General features: G+C 71.3%; 12 protein-coding genes. 5 read left to right on the top strand and 7 right to left on the bottom strand.

All coding sequences use genetic code 11. From position 1 onward, the window contains the following. Positions 1 to 144: 144 nt before the first annotated feature. Both Q0Q23_RS17335 and Q0Q23_RS17330 read right to left on the bottom strand, forming a co-directional pair. Positions 145 to 4932: an ExeM/NucH family extracellular endonuclease gene (locus Q0Q23_RS17335; protein ID WP_295127035.1), complete on the bottom strand. Its 4788-nt coding sequence runs from the start codon at positions 4930 to 4932 to the stop codon at positions 145 to 147. Positions 4933 to 5078: 146 nt separating this feature from the next. After that, positions 5079 to 6830, bottom strand: coding sequence for a hypothetical protein (locus Q0Q23_RS17330; protein ID WP_295127032.1), 1752 nt, complete (start codon positions 6828 to 6830; stop codon positions 5079 to 5081). Positions 6831 to 6903: 73 nt separating this feature from the next. Between Q0Q23_RS17330 and Q0Q23_RS17325 the strand changes: the two genes are divergently transcribed. Continuing rightward, the gene (locus Q0Q23_RS17325; RefSeq protein WP_295127029.1) at positions 6904 to 7776 is read left to right on the top strand and encodes a LysR family transcriptional regulator; all 873 of its coding nucleotides are present in this window, start codon (positions 6904 to 6906) and stop codon (positions 7774 to 7776) included. Positions 7777 to 7813: 37 nt separating this feature from the next. Here the strand turns inward: Q0Q23_RS17325 and Q0Q23_RS17320 are convergent, their stop codons facing one another. Further along, entirely contained in the window at positions 7814 to 8368 is a 555-nt protein-coding gene (locus Q0Q23_RS17320) for a TetR/AcrR family transcriptional regulator (protein WP_295127026.1), read from the bottom strand. A gap of 173 nt (positions 8369 to 8541) precedes the next feature. Next, positions 8542 to 9021: a hypothetical protein gene (locus tag Q0Q23_RS17315; RefSeq protein ID WP_295127023.1), complete on the bottom strand. Its 480-nt coding sequence runs from the start codon at positions 9019 to 9021 to the stop codon at positions 8542 to 8544. Positions 9022 to 9170: 149 nt separating this feature from the next. Between Q0Q23_RS17315 and Q0Q23_RS17310 the strand changes: the two genes are divergently transcribed. Next, complete coding sequence (locus Q0Q23_RS17310; protein WP_295127020.1) at positions 9171 to 10358, top strand: toxic anion resistance protein; 1188 nt, start codon at positions 9171 to 9173, stop codon at positions 10356 to 10358. A 16-nt stretch (positions 10359 to 10374) separates the two neighbouring features. Here the strand turns inward: Q0Q23_RS17310 and Q0Q23_RS17305 are convergent, their stop codons facing one another. The 3 genes from Q0Q23_RS17305 to fdhD form a co-directional block, all read right to left on the bottom strand. Beyond that, positions 10375 to 10620 (bottom strand): hypothetical protein, encoded by a 246-nt coding sequence (locus tag Q0Q23_RS17305; RefSeq protein WP_295127017.1) that lies wholly within the window; start codon positions 10618 to 10620, stop codon positions 10375 to 10377. Positions 10621 to 10797: 177 nt separating this feature from the next. Continuing rightward, a complete protein-coding gene (locus Q0Q23_RS17300) occupies positions 10798 to 13089 on the bottom strand; it encodes an FdhF/YdeP family oxidoreductase (protein WP_295127014.1) in 2292 nt (763 codons plus the stop codon). Then, positions 13089 to 13946, bottom strand: coding sequence for a formate dehydrogenase accessory sulfurtransferase FdhD (gene fdhD, locus Q0Q23_RS17295; RefSeq protein ID WP_295127011.1), 858 nt, complete (start codon positions 13944 to 13946; stop codon positions 13089 to 13091). The genes Q0Q23_RS17300 and fdhD overlap by 1 nt, the downstream gene beginning before the upstream one ends. A 45-nt stretch (positions 13947 to 13991) precedes the next feature. On the opposite strand from fdhD, the gene Q0Q23_RS17290 reads away from it, so the two are divergent. The 3 genes from Q0Q23_RS17290 to Q0Q23_RS17280 all read left to right on the top strand — a co-directional run bounded on the left by Q0Q23_RS17290 (position 13992) and on the right by Q0Q23_RS17280 (position 18012). After that, complete coding sequence (locus Q0Q23_RS17290) at positions 13992 to 15209, top strand: molybdopterin molybdotransferase MoeA (RefSeq protein WP_295127008.1); 1218 nt, start codon at positions 13992 to 13994, stop codon at positions 15207 to 15209. 81 nt (positions 15210 to 15290) lie between these two features. After that, complete coding sequence (treS, locus tag Q0Q23_RS17285) at positions 15291 to 17576, top strand: maltose alpha-D-glucosyltransferase (RefSeq protein WP_295127005.1); 2286 nt, start codon at positions 15291 to 15293, stop codon at positions 17574 to 17576. Positions 17577 to 17631: 55 nt separating this feature from the next. Then, positions 17632 to 18012 carry a metalloregulator ArsR/SmtB family transcription factor gene (locus tag Q0Q23_RS17280; RefSeq protein ID WP_295127002.1) on the top strand — a complete coding sequence of 127 codons (381 nt, stop codon included), beginning with the start codon at positions 17632 to 17634 and terminating at the stop codon, positions 18010 to 18012. Positions 18013 to 18112 lie beyond the last annotated feature (100 nt).

The raw sequence follows: 18112 nt of genomic DNA, 5'->3' as shown, positions 1-18112 counted from the left end.
CCCCCCCCCCCGCCCTTCCGGCACAACTCCGGTTTTGGGGCCCCCTCTGGGGGGTAGGGGGCACTAACCCCCCGGGGGGGGGGGGGGTGTCGCCCCGGCCCGGCGGACGGGGTGTCCGACGGCCGTCGACTCAGCGGCTATCGGCTAGTGCTGCTGCCATCCCCAGAGCCAGCCGGTGAGCCAGCTCCAGATGAGCGTCCACACCCAGTGACCGATCGCGTTCCCGTTGGACACCGTGAGGTCGTCCCAGCCGATCACCGTGTTGGTGCCGTCCTGCACGGACAGCTTGTGGTCGCCCTTGGCGAGCGGCTTCGGGAGGGTCAGGTGCAGGATGCCGTCGGCCGGCACCTTCACCCAGCCTCCGCCGACGCTGACCGGCTTGGAGTAGACCCACACCGACACCCACTGGCCCGCGCGCGCCTTGCCGACCGTGACGTCGATGGAGTCGCCCGCGTGATAAGCCTTGTGCTTGAACGAGATCTTCCCGTTCAGGGCCGTGGTCAGCTTCGCCTCGGCCGCGGCCACCGGGTCGGAGGTCGGCTTGCCGTCGGTCGGGGCGTCGGCGACGGTGAGCGGGATGCGCACGGTCGTGCCGGACTCCTTGGCCGTGAGCACCAGGGTGCTCGCGCCCGCCGCACTGTTCGGGACGGTGAAGGTCACCGTCGCGTCGCCCGCGGCATCCACCGGCACGGTGCCGATGACCGCCGAGCCGCCCCAGCTCAGTTCGAGCGAGGTGTTCGCCGGGCTGCCGAGGCTGGTCAGGTTGAGCTTCTGGACACCGAAGGTCACCTGCTGGCCGCGCTGCAGGGTCGTCGTGGGGACGTCCGTGACGGACACCCCGCGGCGGGCGAAGCTCGGCGACAGCGGACTGTGGGCGGTGATGTAGCCGATCCACGCGTCCCGGTCGATGAGGCCGGAGTCGCGCGTGTCGGTTCCGGCCGCGAACGCCCGGAAGTTGTCGCCGCCCTGGGCGAGGAACGAGAACGTGCCGATCCGGTACGACTTCGCCGGGTCGATCGGGGAGCCGTTCACGATGATGCTCGTGATGCGGTCGCCTTCCGGCCGGGTGGCGTCGTACGTGTAGCTGACGTTCTTGGACAGGCCGAGGTTGAGGAACGGCCGGCTCGGCACGGTGCCGTCGGCGTTCCGCTGCCACTGCTGCTCGAGCGCCTGCTTGAACTGCGCTCCGGTGAGGGAGGTCGTCCACAGGTTGTTCACGAACGGCAGCACCGCGTTGGCCTGCGCGTAGGTGACCGACCCGTCGGTGCCGTAGAGCAGCTCCGCGCGGAGGCCGCCCGGGTTCACCACGCCGATCTCGGCTCCGCCGAGCTGGGCGGGCGAGAGGGTCGACAGCAGCGAGTCGGCGACCAGGTCGCCCAGCGTGGACTCGTTCATCCGGTCGTCGCGGGCGCCGTTCAGGTAGGCGGTCGTGATGTCCGCCGTCACCGAGCCGACCTTCTGGTTGCCGATGACCGCCGCGTCGGCGAGTGCCTTGTCGACGATCGTCTTGACGGTGGCGACCCGCGGGTAGGCGGCGACCAGGCTGGCGTCGCTGTCTGTGGTGCGCGCCACGTTGCGGTCGGTGTGGCCGGTGACCTGCTTGGTGTCGCCGTCCACGGTCAGCGTGATCTGGCCGATGTTCTCGCCGTAGCTGCCGGTCTGGACGATCGGACGGGTGGCGCCCGCGACGCCGGGCACCGGCCCCTCCCACGCGTACTGCTTGTGGGTGTGGCCCGTGAAGATCGCGGAGACCTTCGCGCTGGTCTTGGTGACGATGTCGGCGAACGCTCCGCCGGCCGCGACCTCCTGGTCGAGCGTGGCGCCCTCGGGCTGGCCGAAGCCGGCGCCCTCGTGATACTCGGCCACGATCACGTCGGCCTCGCCGTTGCCCGGGTCGCCGTCGGTGAGCTCGCCCGCAACGCGGTTGACGGCCTCCACCGGGTCGCCGAAGTCGAGCGACGCGATGCCGCCGGGCGTGACCAGGGTCGGGGCCTCCTGTGTGACGGCGCCGATGACGCCGACCTTCAGGCCGTCGACCGTGAACACCGCGTACTCCGGCAGCGCCGGGGTCTTCGTGCCCTTCTGGTAGACGTTCGCACCCAGGTAGCCGAACGTCGCGGCGTCCTTCACCCGGCCGGTCAGGTCGCTGTACCCCTTGTCGAACTCGTGGTTGCCCACGGCGCTCGTCTTCAGGTCGAGCGCGTTCAGCACGTCGAGTGTCGGGATGTCGCCGGCCGAGGCCGAGGCGAACAGGGAGGCGCCGATGTTGTCACCCGCGGAGAGGAAGAGGGTGTTGCCCTCGCCGCCCTCGGCGCGCAGCTTCTCGACCGTACCGGCGAACTTCACCGTGTTGCTGTCGATCCGACCGTGGAAGTCGTTGATGTTCAGCAGGTTGAGCGTCACCGGCGCGGCCTTGAGCCCCAGGCCGATCACGATCGGGTCGTGGTCGCTGGAGCGGTACGGTCCCGGCTCGTAGAAGTTCGTGACGTTGTAGTTGTAGCGGCTGTATTCCAGCGCCACCGACTCCACCGAGTTGATGTTCCAGACGTCCGCTCCCGTGATGGCCGCGTTCGCCGTCGGCGAGGCGAGCACGTGGTCGAGCGAGCCGACCGTGCCGCCGAACGAGTACGTCGCCTTGGCGGTGCGGGTGCTGACCTGGTCGACGTAGCCCGCATCGGTGAGGACCTTGATCGGGTCCTCGTTGAGGTAGGCGTTGAAGTCGCCGATCAGCAGCACCTTGTCGGAGCCCAGCGTGGCCTTGCGCTCGTTCGCGAACGAGACGAGAGCGGTGGCCTGCTTGACGCGCGACGCGTTGGACGCGCCCTGGCCGTCGCCCTGGTCGGCGTCCGCTCCCGTGCCGGAGCCCTTCGACTTGAAGTGGTTGACGATCGCGATGAACGCCGAGGAGTCCGCCGCGCCGACCTTCTTGAAGGCCTGGGCGAGCGGCTGGCGGGCGTTCAAGAACGCCGCGTCGTCGAGGATCTTCGACTCGCCGACCGGGGCCGCCGCCGCCTTCTTGTAGATGAACGCGGTGCGGATGACGTCCTCGGTCGCGGGGAGCTTGGCGGGTGAGGGCACGTACGCCCACACCTCGCTGCCGGCCGCCGAGTTGAGCGCGGCGACGAGGGTCTTCAGCGCATCGTCGCGGTCGAGGCCGAAGCGGGCCGAGTTCTCGATCTCCTCGAGCGAGACCACGTCGGCGGTCAGGGCGTTGATCGCCGCGACGATCTTGTCCTGCTGGCGCTTCAGGTTGGCGGCGTCGGCGGCGCCGCGGGCGTCGCAGCCGCTGTTGACGGTGATCCTGTTGCCGTCGCGGTCGGTGTAGAAGGTGCAGCCGCTGAGCTGGTCCCCCGTGGTGGTGAAGTAGTTCAGCACGTTGAAGGTCGCCAGGCGCAGGTCGCCTCCGACGTTCGCCGGCGCCGCCGTGCGGGTGTTGCCGAACGTGACCGGCTGGACGGCTGCGGCGACGGCCGGCGTGAGCTCGGCGGTCGGCTGGAACTTCCAGGCGTCGTTGCGGTAGTCGAGGATGACCGGCTTGGTGAACGTGACCGGCGCGCCGACGCGGACCGGGTCGGTCAGCGACAGGTACGGCAGCGGCTTCGACTTGTTGGCCGAGCTGAGGAAGTTGGTCGAGGCCCCGTCGTCGAGGGTGACGGAGCGGGCCGTGTTGTCGGCGAGCGCGGCGGTGTACTCCGCGCTGCCGGGGCGCGCGGTCTCGGTCGGCTGCACGAGCGGCTTGTCGCCGGCCGCGAGGCCGATCTCGCCGTACTGGTTGGCCGAATAGACGTCGGTGACGGTGAACGCGCCCTGCGGTGCGATCAGCATGCCCTCGAGGCTCTCGCGCTGCGCGTCGGTCGCCGGGAGGCCGACGGTCGCCGGGGTGGGCGCCGTCACCGTGCTCGCGTCGAGCTTGTCGACCTTCGTCGGGGTGATCTCGGTGAGGCCGTTGTACTCGCTGACGCCTCCGGTCACCTGCACGTAGTCGCCGACGGCGACCGTGGAGGCGAACGACGACCCGAACGCGAAGATCGCGTCCGAGGCGGTGTGCGTCGCGAGGTCGATCGCGCCGCCCGTTCCCGGGGTCTGGAGGTAGAAGCCGTTGAAGCCTCCGGTCGCGTACGCCGCGGTGACGACGCCGGCCGTGCTGACCGTCTGGCCCGCCTTGGGGCTGGTGTCGCCCGTGCCCTGGATGTCGGCGATGGTCACCGTCCCCGGCGGTCCGGGGTCGGTCCCGGTGCCGGGGTCGGTGCCTCCCCCGCCGCCCGGGTTGCCCGGGTCGGTGGCCGACGCGGTGTTCTGCGGCGTGATCGTCGCGCTGAGCGAGAGGTCGGCTGCGTTGTCGTCGGTGTCCGTGAAGGCAGCGCGGTTGAGAGACTTCACATCCGTGTTGCCGGAGGGCGCGGTCGCGGGCTTGCTGCCCTCGAACGTGTTCGACGTGCCGTAGCCGACGAGGTCGGCGACACTCGCGTTGCCCGTGACCGAGCCGGTCGGAAGGGTCAGCGCGGTGGCCGACTTGGCGAGGATGAGCGTGCCCGTGGTGCCGCTCGGGTTGAGCGCGTTGCCGGCAGCGTCGGGAGTCGGCAGAGCGGCGCCGTTGGTGCCGTTGGAGGCCCCGGCGACGAGGTAGAAGCCCTTGGCTGCAATGCTGCCACTCAGGGGCACCACACCATTGGCCGCGCCGGTGCCGGCGGCGGAGCGGTACTGCACGCTCCAGCCGGTGAGCGCGACGGGCTGGTCGCCCGGGTTGTAGAGCTCGACGAACTTGTTCGTGTAGGCGGCACCCGCGCTGCCTCCGGACAGGTACGCCTCGTTGATGACGACACCGGTGCCGTCCGTGCTCGCGAACGCCGGTGCCGCCGCGAGGGAGCCGGCGGCGAGCCCGGTTCCCACGACCACGGCGGTGGCGGCGCGCAGCAGTGTGCGCAGTCTCATTGACATCTCTCTCCTCGGTCGGAAGGGGGAACTCGTGCGAGTCCGCCGCAACCTTAGGAATCGTGGAGAACCGCACGCTGTCTCGTGAGTGAACGTACAGAAAACTCGTACAGGGGTAGACCGCTCATTTGAGCAGACAGGATCACCTAGCCTCGAACGCGGGTCAGCCGGAGACCGATTCCGGCACCGATCAGGAGGACGGCCGCGAGCAGATACGGGAGCGTGCCGCGGGCGTCGGACCCGCTGTCGGCGAGTGATGCCGTGGTCTCGCCGGTCGTCCCGCCTCCCGGTGCGGGCGGCGGCGTCACCGCGGCAGCGGCCCGGTTGTACACGGTGCAGCCGACGGCCTGGTCGTCGCCGACCGCGACCTGGAAGCCGAGCGCGCCGGCATTCGTCACCGGCACGGCGGTACCGTCGGCGAGATCCCGGCACACCGCGTTGAGGCCGCCCTGGGTCACGAGCTCGTAGCCTGCATGCTGGGTCTCGGCCACGTTCAACAGCGTGGACGTGCCTCCCACGGGCAGGGCCGCGCGGAAGGCGACGCCACCCGTGCCGTCGGCCTGTGTGGTGGCCGCGCCCGGCGTCACGCTGGACCCTGGTGTGAGCGCCGCCGCGTCGAAGGTCCAGCCGGCGCCCGCGGGCGTCGCACCGGTGACATCCTCACCGGTCGTCGTGTCGGGGACGATCTGCTTGATCACCGTCAGCGCGGGCGTGCAGTTGGCGAGAGCCAGCCGGCGCAGCTCGTCGCCCGCCCCGGAGAAGTCCGGGATCTGGAAGTAGTCGGCGGTCGCCACGTTGCCCGCGGCGGGGTCGAAAGCCTCCTGACCGGAGATCGAAGCGAGGTTCAGCGCGGTGATGCCCGAGACGCCGTTGCCCACGCCGAAGGAGATGACCCGCGTACCGCTCGCCTTGAGCACGTTCGACGAGAACACGGCCGCCTCGACATCGGTGAAGTGCGTGTTCGAGCCGTCGCTGTGGAGGGTGGCGCCTCCCCACCGGGTGGGGTTGCCGTCGGTGAGGACGACCACCGCGTCGTAGTGCACTCCGGACTCCGCGACGCGCTGGAGCGCGGCGTCCCAGTTGGTTCCGGCGCCGAGTCCCCAACCGGCGTACTCCGCCTTGAACGCATCGGCTCCCGACTGCGTCGACACCGATTGCAGCGCGGGCCGGTTCGTGTCGACCGTCCCTGTCGCCGCCTCCGTGCTCGGGGACCCGGCCGAGAAGCTGTAGACCGCCATCCGGGAGGGAGTGCCGACGAAGGCGTCGGCGAAGGCGTCCGCCGAGCTCTTCAGCGCAGGCAGGTTCGAGCCGACCGACGCCGACAGGTCGAGCACCAGCGCCACGTCCATCCCGCAGCTCGCGGGCAAGGGCGGGTTCACGCGCGACTGTTGCCAGACACCGTTGGACCGGGTCGGCAGGGCGTTGTCACTGCTCTTCATGAAGTCGGCGGTGGAGCGATAGGTGTTCCCGGCCACCAGGGTGGGCGTCTGGAAGCGGTACGGGCTGGCGACCGATCCGCTGCCGCTGCCCGGGCCTGTGCGCAGGGTGTCGTTGGCGAACCATCCGGCCGGCGCCGCGACCTCCTTCACCCACGGCGCGGTGCCGAGGGCGGCTCCGGTGACCTGGAACGAGCAGTCGCCGTCGGCATCGGAGGTGCACGTGAGCAGCGGCGTCGTATCGGCGGGGTCGGCGAAGAGCCCGAGTTCGACCCCGGCGAGGCCGGCGATCGTCGTGTCGTCGACGCGGTCGCCGCCCACTTTCACCGTGACGACGGCGGCGCCGGGATCCGGAGCGGGCACGGCTGCCGGGGCCGGCGCGGCCGGAATCACGAGCGACGTGCCGATGACGACGACAGCGGCCGCGAGGGCGATGGTCGACGCACGCGAGCTGATCCCCATGCCTCCACCTTCTCGGGCCGGCGGCGGTCGCGCAAGACCCGCCCGGGCCGGCGCGTGCGCCATGATGGTCTTCATGCGGATCGACGAGATCGCCCACTTCCGGGCGCTGGCGGCGGAAGGCCACCTGGCGCTCGCCGCCGAGTCGCTGGGCGTCTCGCAGTCGACGCTCTCGCGCTCGCTCGCCCGCCTGGAGGGCGAGGCCGGCGTCGAGCTCTTCGACCGGCGCCGGGGGCACCTCGAGCTCAACCGGTACGGCGAGATCCTGCTGGCCCACGCGCTGCGCGCCGAAGCGGAGCTCGAGACGGGCCGCGCGCGCATCGACGCCCTCCGCGACCCCGCTGCGGGGATCGTGTCGCTCGCGTACGTGTCGTCGTTCGGCAGCTGGCTGCTGCCGCGCGTGGTCAGCGAGTACCGCAGCCTGTTCCCGGACATCCGGTTCGCGCTGCGCGGCGGAACGGCGGACACCGTGCTCGACGCCCTGCGCGACGGCTCGGCCGATCTCGCCTTCCTGAGCCCGGACCCGCGGGACCCGGACATCGACTGGGTACCGCTGACGGCCGAACGGCTGGTGCTCGGGGTCCCGGAGGGCCACCCCCTCGCCTCCCGCGCCGAAGCGGCGTTCGCCGACATCGCGGAAGCCGAGCTCGTCGCCCTGCGGCCGGGATCCGGCCTCCGGACGATCGCCGACGCGTACTTCGCCGCGCACGGCGTCGTCATGGCTCCCGTCATCGAGGTGACCGAGCTCTCGACCCTGCGCGCGCTCGTGCGCGACGGCGTCGGCGTGGCACTCATCCCGGACACACCGGTGGAACCGGGCATCGTCGCGGTGGCGCTCGCCGACGAGGCCGAGCGCGTCGTCGGCCTGGCGCGCAACCGGCTGCGCTCGCAGCCGGCTGCGGCCGAGCAGTTCGCGCGCTTCGTCCGCGAAGAGCTCGCCTCCCGCTGACCGCGCCCGCGAGTGTGCGGCTTCGGAGGCTGTGCCCTCAGACGACGCGCCAGAGGCGCTCGATGTCCTCCGGCAGCTCGTCGAGCCGGCCGCGCTCGGCCGCGATCATGTAGGCACCGAAGAAGCCCTGCACGGCGACGACCGCCGCCTCATGGGGCGACGGCCCTCCCGCCCGCTCGTCCTCCTGCGACAGGTAGCGCTCGACCACGCCCACCCAGTGGTCGTAGGGGTCGGCACCGGGCTCGGGCGGAAGGACCGTCTGCGAGAGCGCCATCGCGGCGCGCACACGCACGTCGGAGGCGAAGACGGCACCCACGCGCCGGGTGAGCTCGGCGGCGGCGGCGCGACCCCGGAGCCCGCTGTCGTCGATCGCGGCCACGATCGTCGGCCAGTTGCCGTACTTCTCCTCGACGAGCGCTCTCGCCAGGTCGAGCTTGGACCGGAAATGGAAGTACACCGCTCCCTTGGTGAGCCCGGTGCGCTCGACGATGCGCTCCAACCGGGCTCCCGCGAAGCCGTGCTGATCGAACTCGTCCGCGGCCGCATCGAGAATGGCGGCGCGGCTGCGCTCGGCGCGCTCCTGGCGTGGCATAGGGGTCCTTGATCCGTTCGAACCGGTGGTCCCCCCAGCCGCCGCCCATCCTAGCCGCGCGCCGACCGGGACGGCCCGCGACAAGCGGAGGCGGAGGTTCCGATCTCGGCAGGAGTCGATCCTCAGCAGGAGTCGATCCTCAGCAGGAGTCGATCCTCAGCAGGAGTCGATCCTCAGCAGGAGTCGGCGAACAGCCTCCGCGGCCGCGCGGGGTCGGCATCGTCGAAGAGCACGGACGCGACCTCGCGCGGGGCCCCGAGGGGATCCTTGCGACCGGTGGCGACGAACGACCAGTCCGCGTCGCGCTCGGGGTCGTGCTCGATCCAGACGGAGAAGTTCCAGAGACCGCGCACGGCGTCGGTCAGCAATCCCGGGCCGTCGACGACGAGCACCCCCTCCGGGGACGCGGACCGGAACGGGACCACGACCTCCGAACGCAGCGCGTCGGCGCTCGCACCGTCGCCGGCGTGCGCACGCCGGGCCTCCTGGCCCGCCGCCCGGAGCGCGTCGGCGAACGCGTCGGCCGCCGCGGCGGTGTCGGCGTCCGCCACGCCGGTCACGGCCACGAACCGCGGTCCGCGGCGGTAGTGCTGGAGGAACTCCGTGGCGAGGCCGTCGAAGAAGGTCGCGCGGTCGGTGGTCGAGCTGCCCATGCCGCGAGTATCCCACCGGCCGCGGGAGGTCACCAGCCCGCGTCATCGCGCAGAGGACAGGCTTCGCGCCGACGCAGAAGTCACCCCACTCCCAGCGCCCGCGGCCTACCCTGGGACCACGTGACGGCCGCGGCGGGGAGGAGCAGCGCATGAGCGGGAACCCGGGAGACGACCTGCGCCCACCGGAGGCCGTCGCCGCGCTGGGCGACGACGAAGCCGTCGGGATGGTCGGCGTGCCCCCGGAGCGCGCCGCGGAGCTCGAGCAGCGGGCGCGTGCGTGGATCGCCGAGCTGGCGGCGGCGGACCCGGAGAGCGACGCGTTCCGGCGCAAGATCGTGGGCTTCTCACGGCTCGGCGACAAAGAGATCCGGGAGTCGAGCGAGGCCTCCCGTCAGATGCTCAGCCGGCCGACTGCGTCCCTCGCCGCGGCGCGCGGCAAGAAGTCGGCGCGTACCGACCCGCAGTACGGAGTGCTGCGCACCCTGCAGGAGCTGCGCTCGACCGTCGCGGACTTCGACCCGCAGCACCTCGCCGGCCGGTACCGGACCCTGTCGCGGATGCCCGGCGGCCGGCGGTTGCGCCGCTACATCGAGCGGTTCGAGTCGGCGCAGCGTCAGCTCGACGCGCTGGTGGCGGCTCTCGACCACGGCGAAGAGTCGCTCCGCCGCGACAACGCGGCGATCGCCGGGGAGCGCGCCGCGCTCTGGAAGACCACGGAGCGGCTCAATGAGTACGTCCTGCTGGCAGGAGCCCTCGACCGGGCGACCGTCGAGCACGCCGCACAGCTGCGCCTCACCGACCCCGTCCGGGCGAAGGCCCTGGAGGACGAGGCGCTGTTCCCGATCCGCCAGCGACGTCAGGACCTCACCACGCAGATCGCGGTCTCGGTGCAGGCGTACCTCGCCCTCGACGTGATCGCCAAGAACAACGTGCAGCTGATCACGGGGGTCGAGCGGGCGAAGACCACGACCGTGTCCGCGCTGCGAACCGCGGTCGTCGTGGCCCAGGCACTCGACAATCAGCGGATGGTGATCGATCAGCTCGCCGCCCTCCACCAGAGCACCAACACGCTGATCGGCCGCACCGGCGATGCGCTGCGCGATCAGACCGAGCAGATCCAGCGCGAGCAGACCACCACCGCGGTCGACGTGCAGGCCCTCCAGCGGGCATTCGACAACGTCTTCGCCACGATGGACAGCATCGAGGACTACCGGGGTCGGGCCATCGACAGCATGGCCTCCACCGTCGACGCCCTCGAGAACCAGGTCGCGCGGTCGCGCGGCTATGTCGAGCGGTCCCGGGGAGACGCGACTCCTCCTCCGTCGAAGGGCACGTGAGCACCCCGAACGCCCCTCAGCTGAAGATCGCCCACTCCGAACGGTCGAGGCTCGCCCGGGTCCCCCGGACGACGAGATACCAGTACCGCTCGTCGCGGTGCAGGTACTCGCCGAGGATCGTGGTGTAGCTCCACTCGCCGTCGACCTGGGCCCATCGGATCAGCGACACCGACTGACCGCGCCGGAGGAACGGAACGGCGGCGTAGTCGTCGCGCGTGAGGTCTCGCGATCGGGGGACGCTGTCCGCTCTCGGGGTGCTCATGGAGCAACGATGCGCCACCCCACCTGCCCTCCATAGGGACCAAAGTCACGCGACTCCGTGGGCCGAGGGGCGCGCAAACGCCCCTAAAAGCGCGTTTTAGGGGCGTTTGGGCGCCCCTCGCGCGCCCCTCGCGCGGCCCTCGGGCGCCCCTCGGGCGCCCCTCGGGCGCCCGCGGGCTCAGGTGCGCGGGACGAGGCGCACGATCACCGCCTTGGAGACCGGGGTGTTGCTGCCGGTCGCGGCGCTCCGCATCGGCACGAGCACGTTCGCCTCGGGGTAGTAGGCCGCCGCGCAGCCCCGCGCGGTGGGGTACGACACCACGCGGTAGTTCGCCAGCACCCGGTCGGGTTCGTCGCGCCACTCGCTGTGGATGTCGACGCGCTGGCCGTCGGTCAGGCCCAGCTCGGCGAGATCGAAGGGGTTCACGAACACCACGTCGCGCCCGTTCTTGATGCCGCGGTAGCGGTCGTTCAGGCTGTAGATCGTCGTGTTGAACTGGTCGTGCGAGCGCAGCGTCTGCAGGATCAGCCGGCCCTCCGGCCGCTCCAGATGCTCGAGCTCGTTGACGGTGATCATCGCCTTGCCCGTCGGCGTATCGAAGCGGCGCTCGTCGCGCGGTCCGTTCGGGAGGACGAAGCCGCCCGTGCGACGCACGTCGTCGTTGAAGCGCTCGAAGCCCGGGACGACGTGGCTGATGTGCTCGCGGATGACGTCGTACTCGGCCTCGAAGCCCTCCCAGTCGATGCCGAGCGCCGGGTCGAGGGTCGCCCGCGCCAGCCGGCAGACGATCGCGACCTCCGACAGCAGCCCCGGGGCGACCGGAGGCACCTTGCCGTGGGTGGCGTGGACGGCGCACACGCTGTCCTCCACCGACAGGAACTGGGGGCCGCCCTTCTGCAGGTCCACCTCGGTGCGGCCGAGCGTGGGCAGGATGAGCGCCTCGTCTCCGGTCACGACGTGCGAACGGTTCAGCTTGGTCGACACCTGCACGGTCAGTGCGGCGCCGCGCATGGCGGCCTCCGCCGCGGCGGTGTCCGAGATCGCCCCGACGAAGTTGCCGCCCATCGCGAAGAACACGTCGATGTCGCCGCGTTGGAGGCCCTCGATGGTCTGCAGGGCGTCGAAGCCGTGCGCGCGCGGCGGGTCGAAGCCGAACTCGCGCTGGAGCGCGTCGAGGAAACGATCGGGCATCTGCTCCCAGATGCCCATCGTCCGGTCGCCCTGCACGTTGCTGTGCCCGCGGATGGGGGATGCGCCGGCACCCGGCTTGCCGATGTTGCCGCGCAGCAGCAGCAGCGTGATCAGCTCCTTGAGGGTCGCGACGGCGTTCTTCTGCTGCGTGAGCCCCATCGCCCAGGTGATGATCGTGCGGTCGGAACGCACGTAGAGGTCGGCGAGCAGGTCGATGTCGGCCAGGCTGAGACCGGTCGCCTCCAGCACGGTGGCGTCGTCGAGCGTCGCGATGTGTTCGCGGAACGCCTCCAGCCCGAGGGTGTGCTCCGCCAGGAAGGCGTGGTCGAGCACCGTCCCCGGAGCGGCGTCCTCCGCCTCCAGCACCCGCTTGGAGACCGCCTGCAGCAACGCCATGTCGCCGCCGGAGCGGATCTGCAGGAAGTGATCGGCGATCGGGGTGCCCTTGCCGATGATGCCGCGCGGCCGCTGCGGGTTCTTGTAGCGGATCAGCCCGGCCTCCGGCAGCGGGTTCACCGCGACGATGGTGGCGCCGTTGCGCTTGGCCTCCTCGAGCGCGGTGAGCATGCGCGGGTGGTTCGTGCCCGGGTTCTGACCCATGACGATGATCAGCTCGGCCTTGCCGAAGTCGTCGTAGGCGATGGTCGACTTGCCGATGCCGATGGTCTCGCTGAGCGCGGTGCCGGTCGACTCGTGGCACATGTTGGAGCAGTCCGGGAGGTTGTTGGTGCCGAACGCGCGCACGAACAGCTGGTACGCGAACGCCGTCTCGTTGGCCGTGCGCCCGCTGGTGTAGAACGCGGCGCGGTCGGGCGAGTCGAGGCCGTTCAGGCGGTCGGCGATCAGGGCGAACGCGGCATCCCAGCTGATCGGCTCGTAGTGGTCCGCGCCCTTCGGCTTGTGGACGGGCTCGACCAGGCGCCCCTGCATCCCGAGCCAGTACTCGGACTTGTCGAGCAGGCCGGTCAGCGAGTTCTCGGCCCAGAAGCTGGTCGGCACCGTGATCGGGGTCGCCTCCCAGGTGACCGCCTTGGCGCCGTTCTCGCAGAACTCCAGGAGGTTGCGCTCGCCCGGATCGGGCCAGGCGCAGCTCATGCAGTCGAAGCCGTTCTTCTGGTTGATCGCGGTCATCAGCTCGGCGGTGCGAACCGGCCCCATCTCGCGGATCGCCGGCCCCATCGAGTGCAGGATGGCGGGCACGCCGACGGCCCACTCCTTGCGGTGGCCGACTTCGAGGTCGGGGTAGTCGGCTCCCGGGTTCACGTCGGTTTCGTGCATCAGACCAGCGACTCCTGTCTCTCGTGCGCCGCCACGATCCGCTCGGCCCCCGAGTAGACCACCATCGACGATCCGCGCAGGAAGCCGACGACCGTCAGGCCGAGCTCCCTGCCGAGGTCGACGGCGAGCGACGACGGCGCCGAGACCGCGGCCAGCACCGGGATGCCTGCCATCGACGCCTTCTGCACGAGCTCGAACGAGGCGCGTCCCGAGACCATCAGCACCGTTCCGCGCAGCGGCAGGCGGTCCTCTTTGAGCGCCCAGCCGACCACCTTGTCGACGGCGTTGTGCCGGCCGACGTCTTCGCGGAGGGCGAGCAGCGCGCCGGTCGCGGCGTCGAACAGCGCGGCCGCGTGGAGGCCGCCGGTCTTCTCGAACATGGCCTGCCCCTCCCGCAGCCGGTCGGGGAGCGTGGTCAGCAGCTCGTCCGTCACGCGCACGCCGTCGTCGGCGACCGGGTGCGCCGAACTGGTTCGGACGGCGTCGATGCTGGCCTTGCCGCAGAGCCCGCACGAACTGGTCATGTAGAAGTTGCGGTCGAGACCGGCATCGGGCCGGGGTACTCCCGGCGCGAGCGTGACATCGAGGACGTTGTAGGTGTTCTCGCCGTCGACGACGCCGCCGGCGCAGTAGCGGATGGCGCTCAGCTGATCGGCGTGCGCGATGACCCCCTCCGAGACCAGGAACCCCGCGGCCAGGTCGAAGTCGCTGCCGGGGGTGCGCATGGTGATGGAGAGGGGGGTGCCGGCGACGCGGATCTCGAGGGGCTCCTCGACGGCGAGCACGTCTTCGCGGCGGCTGCGCGATTCACCGACGACGATGCGCGTGATCTGTTTTCGCGATGTCGTTCGACTCATGTTCCAGGCTTACTACGGGCGGCCGCGGCACCATACTCGAATGATGTGAGGAACAGCATCGCGGATGGACATGGCACGGTGACGACCCGGCCGACCTGGCGGGAGGCGCGGGCGATCGCGGCCGCGGCGGGAGCGGCGGCGACGCGGCCGCCGGAGGCCGTGCCGCTCGACCGTGCCGTGGGCCGCAGGCTCGCCGCCGACCTGGTCACGCCGATCGACCTCCCGCACTTCGCGTCGGCGGCGATGGACGGGTGGCTGGTCGCGGGTGAGGGTCCGTGGAAGCTCGTGGCGGCGGAGGCGCCGGGCTCCGGTCAGGCGCGGCCGATCGTCACGGGTGCTCACATCCCCGCTGCGGCAGCGGCGACCATGGCCGTGCTGCGCAGCGAGAGCGGGGTGGCGGAGGGCGGCGCGCTGCACTCCACGGCGACGGGTGAACCGCGGCCCGGCCAGCACATCCGGCTGCCCGCCACCGAGGCCGAGCACGGCGAACTGCTGATCTGCGCCGGAACGCTGCTGAACCCGGCGCACGTCGCCCTGGCGGCCGCGACCGGCGCCGACGACCTGACCGTGCAGGCGACCCCCACGGTCGCGCTGGTGTTCACGGGCGATGAAGTGGTGGAGTCCGGGCTCCCGGAGGCCGGGCGCGTGCGGGACAGCTTCGGCGTGCAGCTCCCCGCCCTGATCGGGATGCTCGGAGGCCGCGCCACCGGTGCGGCGCGGGTTCCCGACACCCTCGACGACACCGTCGCCGCGCTGCGCGGCGCGCGGGCGGACGTCATCGTCACGACAGGCGGCACCGGCGGGTCGCCGGCCGACCACGTGCGCGCGGCCCTGCTCGCGCTCGGCGCCCGCTTCCTCGTCGACGGGGTGGCGATGCGCCCGGGAGGCCCGACCCGCATCGCCGAGCTGCCGGACGGCCGACTCGTCGTCGCCCTCCCCGGCAACCCGCTCGCCGCGATGGTGGCGGCGATCACCCTGCTGGAGCCGCTGCTGGCGGGCCTGGCCGGGTGCGCGCCCGTGCCGACGCGGACTGTGAGAGCGACGGCTGTGGACGGCAGGCCGGGGTCGACCGTGCTCGTCCCCTACTCGGAGGTCGACGGACGGGCCGTCGTCGCGGCCTGGCGCGGCGCCGCGATGCTGCGCGGGCTCGCCGGAGCGACCGGCCTCCTCGTGGTCCCGCCCGAGGGCCTGCACGACGGCGCGGCCGCCGAGAGCCTGCCGGTGCCGTGGCTGAACTCCCCCTGGCAACCTGTGGAGAACTGAGTTCTCCACGGGTTCAGGGAGGTGGGGGTCCGCCGATCCGGCAGCTGGGATAGCGTGGCAGAGGTGCCGGGAGGAGAGCAGATGGACGAGTCGGTCGAGGCCGAGACGCAGGCGAACGAAGCGGCGGTCCCCGCGGCGGAGGCGGCCGAGTCCGAGCCCAGCGAGATCACCTACGACGAGCAGCTCTACCCGGCGCGCCCACGCCGGCTGCGGCCGCGCGCCAACCTGCGCGGCGGCAGCATCCGGCGCACGGTGTCCGACCCGCGCGCGGCCAACGGGCTCAACCCCGCTTACGTGCAGTGGCTGGTGCGGCAGTCGATGCTGAAGGACGCCGACGTGCTGAGCCGGCAGCTGTCCGGCTCGCCGAGCATGTGGCGCAACCCGTACGCGCGGCCGGACGCGCGGCGCGCGGTCGCGACCTCCGACGTGTGGTTCACCGCGTACCCGATCTCGCTGATCACCCGCAGGGATCAGAGCTTCCTCGCCGCACTCGCCGACCCCGAGCTCTGGAACGCGTTCCAGCGGATCGGCATCAACGGGGTGCACACCGGCCCGGTGAAGCGCGCCGGAGGCATCCGCGGCTGGCAGGAGACCCCGAGCGTCGATGGGCACTTCGACCGGATCGGCACCCAGATCGATCCGATCTTCGGCGACGAGGAGACCTTCCAGCGGATGACCGACGTCGCCGAGGAGCACGGCGGCGTGGTCATCGACGACATCGTGCCGGGCCACACCGGCAAGGGCGCCGACTTCCGCCTCGCCGAGATGGCGTACAAGGACTATCCCGGCATCTACCACATGGTCGAGATCCCGCCGGAGGAGTGGCACCTGCTGCCGGAGGTCCCCGAGCACCGCGACTCGGTGAACCTCGACTCGGCCACCGAGGCGGCGCTCGCGGAGCGCGGCTACATCATCGGCGAGCTGCAGCGCGTCATCTTCTACGCGCCCGGCGTCAAAGAGACGAACTGGAGCGTGACGGCGCCCGTGGTCGGCGTGGACGGCGTGACCCGGCGCTGGGTGTACCTGCACTACTTCAAAGAGGGGCAGCCGTCGGTCAACTGGCTCGATCCGACGTTCTCGGGCATGCGGCTGGTGATCGGCGACGCCCTCCACTCGCTCGGCGACCTGGGGACGAGCGCGCTGCGGCTCGACGCCAACGGGTTCCTCGGCGTCGAGAAGAGCGCGGAGGGGCTTCCCGCCTGGTCGGAGGGGCACCCGCTCTCGCACGCGGCCAACCACGTCATCGCCGGCATGGTCCGCAAGGTCGGCGGCTTCACGTTCCAGGAGCTCAACCTGACCGTGGAGGATATCCGCGACACCGGCGCGGTCGGCGCCGATCTGTCGTACGACTTCATCAACCGCCCGGCGTACCACCACGCGCTCGCGACCGGCGACACCGAGTTCCTGCGCCTGACCCTGCGCACCTCGCTGGAACTCGGGGTGGAGCCGGTGAGCCTGGTGCACGGCCTGCAGAACCACGACGAGCTGACGTACGAACTGGTCCACTGGGCGACGCTGCACAAGAACGACCGCTATCCCTTCCGGTACCAGGAGCTGACCGGCGGCGAACTGGCCGAACTGATCCGGTCGGAGCTGGTCGAGAAGCTGACCGCGCCCTCCGCCGACTTCAACCTCGTGTTCACGACGAACGGGATCGCCTGCACGACGGCCTCCCTGATCGCGGCCGCCCAGGGGCACGCCACGCTCGACTCGATCACGGAAGCGGACGTGCCGGCGATCCGCGACGCGCACCTGCTGCTCGCCGCGTTCAACGCCTGGCAGCCCGGCGTGTTCGCGCTGTCCGGCTGGGACCTGCTCGGCGCACTGACCCTTCCCCGGGCGGAGGTGGCCGATCTGATCGCCGACGGCGACACCCGCTGGATCGAACGGGGGGCGCACGACCTGCTGGGGGTCGCCCCCGATCAGGAGCGCTCGGCGTCCGGCATGCCGCGAGCACGCTCGCTCTACGGCACGCTGCCCGACCAGCTGAAGCGCCGCGACTCGTTCGCGAGCGGCCTGCGCGACCTGCTGCGCATCCGGTCGAAGTACGGCATCGCCTCCGCCCGCCAGGTGGATGTGCCGGACGTCGCCCACCCCGGCATGCTGGTGCTGGTGCACGAGCTGGAGTCCCTCGACGAGCAGGGCCTGCCGGTCGTGCAGCTGACGGTGCTCAACATGAGCGCGGACGCGGTCGACGGCACCGTCCGCTCCGACGCGATGCCGCTGGGCGCCGCCGTGATCGACGCGGGCGACGACACCGAGATCGCGACCGTCGACAACCTCAGCAGCTTCCCGCTGAGCATCGGCCCCTACGGCGTGCGTTTCCTCGTGCTCCGCCGCCCCGCCCCCGTCGTCGCCGACGCTTGAGGTCGAGACCTGTGCGGCCGTCGAGAGCATAGAAGGCGTGTGCTTTAATCTGCGTATGCATGCAGATAAGCCGATATGCGGGCGGTTGCCGGACAGCCAGTACGTGGAGCTCGCGGTGGAGGTGTTCGGAATGCTCGCCGATGCGACGCGCGTGCGGATCATCCTGGCGCTGCGGGATGCCGGCGAGCTCTCGGTGAACCACCTCGCCGACATCCTCGACAAGCAGCCGGCCGCCGTCTCGCAGCACCTCGCGAAACTGCGCCTGGCCAGGATCGTCGCGACGCGCCAGGACGGCCAGCGCGTCTTCTACCGGCTCGAGAACGAGCACGCGAGCCGGCTCGTGACCGACGCGATCTTCCAGGCCGAGCACTCGCTCGGCGGCACACCGCGGCACCACCATGCCGAGGCGGCGTCCGACGGGGAGCTGTCGGCATGAGCGGAGGAGCGCACACCCACAGCCACGCGCACGAGCCGACCGACCACGACCACGACCACGACCACGACCACGACCACGACCACGACCACGACCATCATCA

Source organism: uncultured Leifsonia sp., from assembly GCF_945957465.1.
GTDB lineage: Bacteria > Actinomycetota > Actinomycetes > Actinomycetales > Microbacteriaceae > Leifsonia.
This window is presented reverse-complemented; position numbering and strand designations above follow the sequence as displayed.

Bases quoted from the DNA above. Each gene is read 5' to 3' on its own strand.
- Q0Q23_RS17320 (WP_295127026.1), bottom strand. From the start codon at position 8,368: ATGCCACGCCAGGAGCGCGCCGAGCGCAGCCGCGCCGCCATTCTCGAT.
- Q0Q23_RS17305 (WP_295127017.1), bottom strand. From the start codon at position 10,620: ATGAGCACCCCGAGAGCGGACAGCGTCCCCCGATCGCGAGACCTCACG.
- Q0Q23_RS17335 (WP_295127035.1), bottom strand. From the start codon at position 4,932: ATGAGACTGCGCACACTGCTGCGCGCCGCCACCGCCGTGGTCGTGGGA.
- Q0Q23_RS17330 (WP_295127032.1), bottom strand. From the start codon at position 6,830: ATGGGGATCAGCTCGCGTGCGTCGACCATCGCCCTCGCGGCCGCTGTC.
- Q0Q23_RS17315 (WP_295127023.1), bottom strand. From the start codon at position 9,021: ATGGGCAGCTCGACCACCGACCGCGCGACCTTCTTCGACGGCCTCGCC.
- Q0Q23_RS17325 (WP_295127029.1), top strand. From the start codon at position 6,904: ATGCGGATCGACGAGATCGCCCACTTCCGGGCGCTGGCGGCGGAAGGC.
- Q0Q23_RS17300 (WP_295127014.1), bottom strand. From the start codon at position 13,089: ATGCACGAAACCGACGTGAACCCGGGAGCCGACTACCCCGACCTCGAA.
- Q0Q23_RS17310 (WP_295127020.1), top strand. From the start codon at position 9,171: ATGAGCGGGAACCCGGGAGACGACCTGCGCCCACCGGAGGCCGTCGCC.
- treS (WP_295127005.1), top strand. From the start codon at position 15,291: ATGGACGAGTCGGTCGAGGCCGAGACGCAGGCGAACGAAGCGGCGGTC.
- fdhD (WP_295127011.1), bottom strand. From the start codon at position 13,946: ATGAGTCGAACGACATCGCGAAAACAGATCACGCGCATCGTCGTCGGT.
- Q0Q23_RS17280 (WP_295127002.1), top strand. From the start codon at position 17,632: ATGCATGCAGATAAGCCGATATGCGGGCGGTTGCCGGACAGCCAGTAC.